5 protein-coding genes are annotated in these 6,988 nt (G+C 56.0%); all 5 read left to right on the top strand.

Annotation, left to right across the window (positions count from 1 at the left end; translation table 11 throughout):
• Positions 1-40: 40 nt before the first annotated feature.
• The gene (gene fabV / locus ACTG39_RS12480; RefSeq protein WP_439107895.1) at positions 41-1,231 is read left to right on the top strand and encodes an enoyl-ACP reductase FabV; all 1,191 of its coding nucleotides are present in this window, start codon (positions 41-43) and stop codon (positions 1,229-1,231) included.
• A 1-nt stretch (position 1,232) separates the two neighbouring features.
• Positions 1,233-2,057 (top strand): MBL fold metallo-hydrolase, encoded by an 825-nt coding sequence (locus tag ACTG39_RS12485; protein WP_439107896.1) that lies wholly within the window; start codon positions 1,233-1,235, stop codon positions 2,055-2,057.
• 180 nt (positions 2,058-2,237) lie between these two features.
• Positions 2,238-3,872: a 3-(methylthio)propionyl-CoA ligase gene (locus ACTG39_RS12490; protein ID WP_439107897.1), complete on the top strand. Its 1,635-nt coding sequence runs from the start codon at positions 2,238-2,240 to the stop codon at positions 3,870-3,872.
• Between the two features lie 168 nt (positions 3,873-4,040).
• Entirely contained in the window at positions 4,041-5,798 is a 1,758-nt protein-coding gene (locus tag ACTG39_RS12495) for a GspE/PulE family protein (protein ID WP_439107898.1), read from the top strand.
• A 4-nt stretch (positions 5,799-5,802) separates the two neighbouring features.
• The coding region (locus ACTG39_RS12500) for a type II secretion system F family protein (protein ID WP_439107899.1) at positions 5,803-6,988 on the top strand (1,186 nt) is incomplete at its 3' end.

Raw genomic sequence — 6,988 nt, forward strand, 5'->3', positions numbered from 1 at the left:
TAGGCCCGTTACGGAATGAGATAAGAGAGAGTAGCGCTGTATGGTCATTAAACCCCGCGTTCGCGGTTTTCTTTGCACCACCACACACCCAGTAGGTTGCGCGGAAAACGTGCGCCGACAAATCGCTTATGTGCGTGCCAACGGCGATGTCGCCAACGGACCCAAGCGAGTGCTGGTTATTGGCTCGTCGACGGGGTACGGCCTTGCGTCAAGAATCGTGTCAGCTTTTGGTAGCGGTGCTGAAACCCTCGGCGTGTTCTTTGAGAAGGAAGGCACGGAGCGCAAGGCGGGCACTGCGGGCTGGTACAACTCAGCGGCTTTTCATGCCGAAGCTGAGGCTGCGGGTTTGTATGCCAAAAGCATCAATGGCGATGCCTTTAGTGATGAGATCAAGGAGCGGGCGATCGAAGAGATTCGTGCCCACATGGGGCAGGTTGATCTGGTGGTATACAGCCTGGCGTCTCCGCGCAGACAGCACCCTCGCACTGGCGAAGTCCATAGCTCTACGCTCAAACCCATTGGCAGCGCGACCACGCAAAAAGGGATCAATACCGATAAGGGCGAGATTCAGGAGTTTCATCTAGAGCCTGCAAGCCAGGAAGAAATTGATAACACCGTGGCGGTGATGGGCGGAGAAGACTGGCAGTTCTGGATTGAGGCTTTGGATGAAGCGGGCGTTCTGGCGGACGGTTCGAAGACTACGGCGTACACCTATGTGGGCGAAAAACTCACCTGGGACATCTACTGGCACGGCACGATTGGTGCTGCCAAAAAAGACCTGGATCGTCGCGTCCTGGATATTCGAGAGCGTCTGGCTGCCAAAGGTGGAGACGCGCGTGTATCCGTGCTCAAGGCGGTTGTGACCCAGGCGAGTGCTGCGATACCGGCCATGCCTATTTATCTTGCGATTCTTTTTAAAGTCATGAAAGAGCAGGGTACTCACGAGGGATGCATCGAGCAGGTGGACGGACTGTTTCGCGACTCGCTGTATGCAGCAACCCCACAGCTTGACGACGAAGGACGCTTGCGCGCGGATGGCAAAGAGTTAGACCCAGCAGTGCAAGCTGCGGTGGGTGAGCTTTGGGAGCAGGTAGCGACGGATAACCTGCACGAGCTCTCGGACTTTGCCGGTTATCGCCGGGAGTTCCTGCAGCTTTTCGGCTTTGAGGTCGATGGCGTCGACTATGACGCGGACGTCGATCCCCTTGTCCCCATTAGTCAGTTAGTCTGAAATGCTGGAGCACGGAAAGCCCTGGCGGCTGAGCCCCCGCGTTCGTCGGCTAGTTGCGCCAAATCCGGGCGCGATGACGGGTCCGGGAACCAACACCTACCTACTCGGTGATGAAGACGTGATCGTCCTTGACCCGGGTCCTGCTATTGATTCGCACATCGATGCTATTTTGGCTGCGGGTGATGGAAAGATTCGCACCATCGTTTGCACCCACACGCATCCTGATCACTCACCCGCATGGAAAGCTGTGGCCGAGGCTACGGGAGCGACGGTGATAGGTGCACTACCCGAGGGGGATGACCATCAGGATGAGACATTCAGTCCTGATGTGACCCTTGAGCACGAATACTGTTTGAAAACCGATGAACTCTCTCTTGTAGCGCTGCACACCCCGGGACACGTCAGCAATCACTACTGTTTTCTCCTCGAAGAGGAGGGGATGCTATTTGCCGGTGATCACGTCATGAACGGCAGCACCGTGGTGATTATCCCTCCGGGAGGCGATATGCAGGCTTATATTGCCGCCTTGGAGATGCTTCTTGATTACCCGCTGCAGTGCATAGCTCCGGGTCATGGCGAATTGATCGATGACAGCCGCGCCGAGATAGAGGGACTGGTTGCTCATCGTCTGGCCCGCGAAGCCAAAGTCCTCTCAGGACTCAAGGCTCTGCAAATTTGCGATCTGGATGCGCTGGTAAAGACTGTGTATGACGATGTGGATCCGGCGCTGCACCCCTGGGCAAAGCTGTCCATGGAGGCGCATTTGATTAAACTTGAGCGCGAAGAGTTGGCTGGTCGTCGCGATGAGCAGTGGCTGGCGCTTTAGGTGCTTCTTTAGATGCTTAAGGTGCGTAAGTCTTGCCCCGGATGCTCTGGATACTTAAGAACGATAGCGATTGCAGAACAACTTTTTGACGGATTGAAAACGACCGTAGTCGTCTCGAATAGCTACACCTATAACTAGAGCCATATTTATAAAAATATCAGTTACACGAAGGAGCCCCCAATGAACGGTTTGATGATGGATGCCGCACTGACGATTACTTCAATTATGTCGCACGCTGAGAGGGTGCACGGTAATCAGGAGATCGTCTCTGTTACGCGCGACAATCCTCGGCATCGTTACACCTACAAAGATGCTTTTAAGCGCACGCGTCAGTTAGCCAATGGTATGGCAGCCTGGGGTCTCTCTCGGGGCGATCGCATAGCGACCCTCGCCTGGAACGACTATCGCCATTTCGAGACTTACTACGCAGCGGCTTGCAGCGGCTATGTGTGTCACACCATCAATCCCCGGCTGTTCCCAGAGCAGATCATCTACATCATTAATCACGCCGAAGATCAGGTAGTGTTTGTGGATGCAGACTTTCTTCCTCTGGTCGAGGCGGTTGCTGCGCAGTGTCCCAACGTACGTGAGTGGGTTGTGCTCACCAGCAAGGAGCATATGCCCGAGACCTCCTTGGAAAACGTATCCTGCTACGAAGATTTGGTCCACAGCCACTCAGATGTCTTTGACTGGCCGCAACTGGAAGAGAATGAGGCCTGCGCGCTCTGTTACACCTCGGGTACCACGGGTAACCCCAAAGGTGTCCTGTACTCTCATCGTTCCACCATGCTGCATGCCTACGCCACCCTGATGCCCGACGCTATGGGCCTGTCCAGTCGCGATGGTGTTTTGCCCATCGTGCCGATGTTTCACGTTAATGCCTGGGGTACGCCCTACGCCTGTCCCATGGTGGGAGCCAAGCTCGTATTCCCGGGTAACAAAATGGGTGATGGTGAGACGCTTGCTTCGCTGATCAATGACGAGAGCGTGACCATGTCTGCCGGCGTGCCCACCGTGTGGTTGGGACTTCTGGCGTATCTCAAGCAGTCGGGGATGACGGTAGAGACTCTGGATCGCGTCATTGTCGGCGGCGCGGCTTGTCCCCTCTCTGTGATGGAAGACTTTGACCGCTACGGTGTCGAGACCCGCGTAGGCTGGGGTATGACCGAGATGAGCCCCCTGGGATCTGTCAATGAATGTACGCCTGCTCGCGAGGAATACGGCGAAGAGCAGTTCGCCAAACAGCGTCTCAAGGCTGGCCGGCCCATCTTCGGTGTAGAAATGAAGATTGTGGACGATGAGGGCAAAGAGCTTCCCTGGGATGGAGAGGCTTTTGGTTCTCTTAAGGTTCGAGGTCCCTGGATATGCTCTAACTACTATGAGCTGGGTGAAGATTCCAGCGCGCACTCCGAGGATGGCTGGTTTGAGACCGGGGACGTTGCCACCATTGATCCTACCGGCTACATGGCGATCACCGACAGAACCAAGGATGTGATCAAGTCTGGTGGTGAGTGGATTTCGTCCATTGATGTAGAAAACGCCGCGACAGATCATCCAAAAGTCGCGGAAGCTGCGGTGATTGGTCGTTATCACCCCAAGTGGTCCGAACGCCCCTTGCTTGTCGTGGTGAAAGCGGCCGATGGTCAGGATCTGACGTCGGAGGACATGCTCGCCTGGTTCGACGGCAAGATTGCCAAGTGGTGGACGCCCGATGCGGTGGAGTTTGTGGACGAGTTGCCCCATGGCGCGACAGGAAAGATCCATAAAGTAGGGCTGCGTGAGCAGTTTAAAGACTACGAATTCTCAGTCGGATAAGGCCTGCCTTCACTGCGGTTGTTCCCCGGGTTAGCCGAAGCCCTGTGGTAAACTGCGGCGAATTAACTGGCCCCTGAGACGTCTCATGTAGGCGGACATAGGTTCCTAGCTGTGAATTCTCGGTCTTAGGGGTCGGGGTTAACGATCGGGTAATAAGGGTTTTAGACGGTGGCCACACAGAAACTCGGCGAAATTCTGGTTACACAGGGCAAGCTCTCTGCCCGTGATGTCGAGCGGAGTTTGCTGGCGCAGGCTGAAATGGGCGATCTGTTCGGCCGCGTTCTGGTAAAGTTGGGGCTGGTATCCGAGGCAGATGTGGCTCAGGCCCTGAGTGAACAACTTGCTATCCCTTTGCTGGCGGCCTCGGATTATCCAGAGACGCCGCCCGTGCCTGAGGGTCTCGCGCGCGAGTTCCTTGTTAGCAACAACGTGATTCCTGTGTCTGTGACGGACAATGAAGCGTCCTTTGCGGCGTCAGTGCCGCAAGACTCCTATGTCAGCAAAGCCCTGGCGATGGCGCTTGATCGGCCCATCAAACTGATGCTGGGCACGGACAGCGATATCTCGCGGGCACTGGAACAGATGCTCAGCGATAGTGCCTCAGACGAGGATGACGAAGAGGGGGTCGATCAGTTCGCCGGGCAAAGCGATGGTGAGTTCATCGAGCATCTTCGAGATCTAGCCAGTGAGGCTCCGGTCATTCGCTTGGTTAATCAGCTGATCCACCGGGCGCTGGATTTATCCGCGTCTGATATTCATATTGAGCCCTTTGAAGATGGTCTGCACCTGCGCTATCGCGTGGATGGCGTGTTACAGGATATGGCTGACCCTCCCGCGGCCAGTCTCGCTCCGGCTATCGCATCGCGTATTAAATTGCTGTCACATATGAACATCGCCGAGCGACGTCTCCCCCAGGATGGAAGAATCATGACCCGGGTCAAAGGGCACGAGCTGGATCTTCGCGTGTCGACGATTCCGACGGTGCATGGCGAAAGTATCGTGATGCGCGTACTCGATAGAGAAAGCATCCAACTGTCGCTTCCGGATATGGGGTTTAGTGAAGATACGTTGCTTCGCTATCAGCAATTGCTCGCGCGACCCCACGGCGTGCTGTTGGTAACAGGGCCCACGGGCTCCGGTAAGACGACCACCTTGTACGCGTCACTGGCCTCTATGGAAACACGGGATCGCAAGATTATTACCGTGGAGGACCCGGTCGAATATCAGCTTGCTGGGGTCAATCAGATACAGGTGCAGGCGCAGATAGAGCTGTCTTTTGCACGAGCACTGAGAGCCATCCTGCGGCAGGACCCTGACATTATCATGATCGGCGAGATGCGCGATGGCGAGACAGCGCAGATTGGGGTGCAGTCGGCACTCACCGGGCACCTGGTGCTGTCGACGCTCCACACCAACACCGCGGCGGGCGCTATTACCCGCCTCGAAGACATGGGTATCGAACGCTACCTGATAACGTCGTCAGTCAATGGCGTGCTTGCCCAGCGTCTGATTCGAACGTTGTGTAGCCACTGCAAAACGCCCGTCGAGCTGTCCGATACGCAAATTGCCCAGTGCGGCATCAAGCGCTTTTTACCCCCCGGCGAACGGACGGTGTTTGAGGCTCAGGGCTGCGAGCACTGTTTGCAGAGCGGCTATTCAGGGCGTACGGGCATTCACGAGCTGTTCCTCCTCGATGAAGATCTGCGCGGGGTTGTTCAATCGGGTGCGGATGCCTCCGAGCTACACGCCGCGGCGCGAACTCAAGGCATGATCACCCTTTATGAAGACGGGCTTCGCAAAGTGGTCGCGGGTGAGAGCTCCCTCGAGGAGGTCCTTCGGGTAACGCAGGATCAAAGTGAATCCGAGGATAGTGTGCCCACGGGTGCGTCGGCCGAAGTAAGCCGTATCCAGCCGATGCCGGCTTAGATTCATGGCGGTTTTCTACTACCGGGCGGTAGGGCGCGACGGAAAAACAGTGGATGGCACTTTAGAGGCCACTGGGCAGGAGCTTGCTTCCCGTCAGTTACGTGCGCGAGGGCTTACGCTCCTCTCTCTTAAGAGTGATGAAGCGGGTAGTGCGGTCGGGCGCAGCAGTGGTCGCCCACCGTCGCGGCAAGATGTTTTGTCTATGACCACTGAGCTTGCGGTACTCCTCCGCGCCGGTTTGCCATTGGATCGCTCCCTTAAGGTTTTGATTGAGATGGCATCGCTGCCCTCTATGAGCGCACTCCTTTCCGATGTGCTCAAGTCGGTAAAAGGCGGTAAAGCCCTGAGCGTTTCTTTGGAGCCCTACGCCGACCTCTTTGGACGCTTTTACCTCAGTATGCTGCGAAGCGGTGAAGCCAGTGGTGAAATGTCTGCGGTACTGGATCGGCTGGTAGCGCATCTGGAAGAGTCCAAGGCGACCCGCGATAGCGTTGTTTCTGCGCTGATTTATCCGGCCATCTTGTTCGTCGTCGCCGTGCTTTCTATCGTGGTGATGCTGGCATTTGTCGTTCCGCAGTTCGAGTCACTGTTTAATGATATGGGTGATTCCCTGCCGACGCTCACACGCGTCGTAATCAATGCCGCAGATTTTGTGACCGCATGGTTTTGGCTCCTGGCTATCTTGCTTACGGTGACGGTAATTGCTGTGCGCAACTGGTTGCGTAGTGATTCGGGTAAGCAGCGCTGGCACGCGCGCCTGCTCGGTCTACCTCTGTTCGGCAATATCGTGTTTGAGTTTGAGATGGCGCGTTTTGCGCGGACCCTCGGTACTTTGCTTGGTAATGGAGTGCCTTTGCTAAAAGCCATCGATATTGCAATCGCGACGGTGGAGAATGTGGTGCTGAGAGCGTCTCTGGGGTCCTTGCCACCCGCAGTTAAAGCGGGGCAGCGCATGTCGGTGGCGCTGGCGGATGCCAAAATGTTCACGCCCATGGTGATTCAGATGACGCGGGTGGGCGAGGAGTCCGGGGCTATGGATACCATGATGCTCGAACTTGCAAAAGTTTTTGACGATCACGTGAACTCTGGCGTTAAATGCAGTCTTACTCTACTGGAGCCGTTGCTGATTCTTACCATGGGCGCAGTGATCGCGGTGATCATTATCGCGATTCTCATGGGCATTCTCTCGG

Origin of the sequence: Congregibacter sp., assembly GCF_965662665.1 — a bacterium.
In the GTDB taxonomy this organism is placed as follows: Bacteria; Pseudomonadota; Gammaproteobacteria; order Pseudomonadales; family Halieaceae; genus Congregibacter.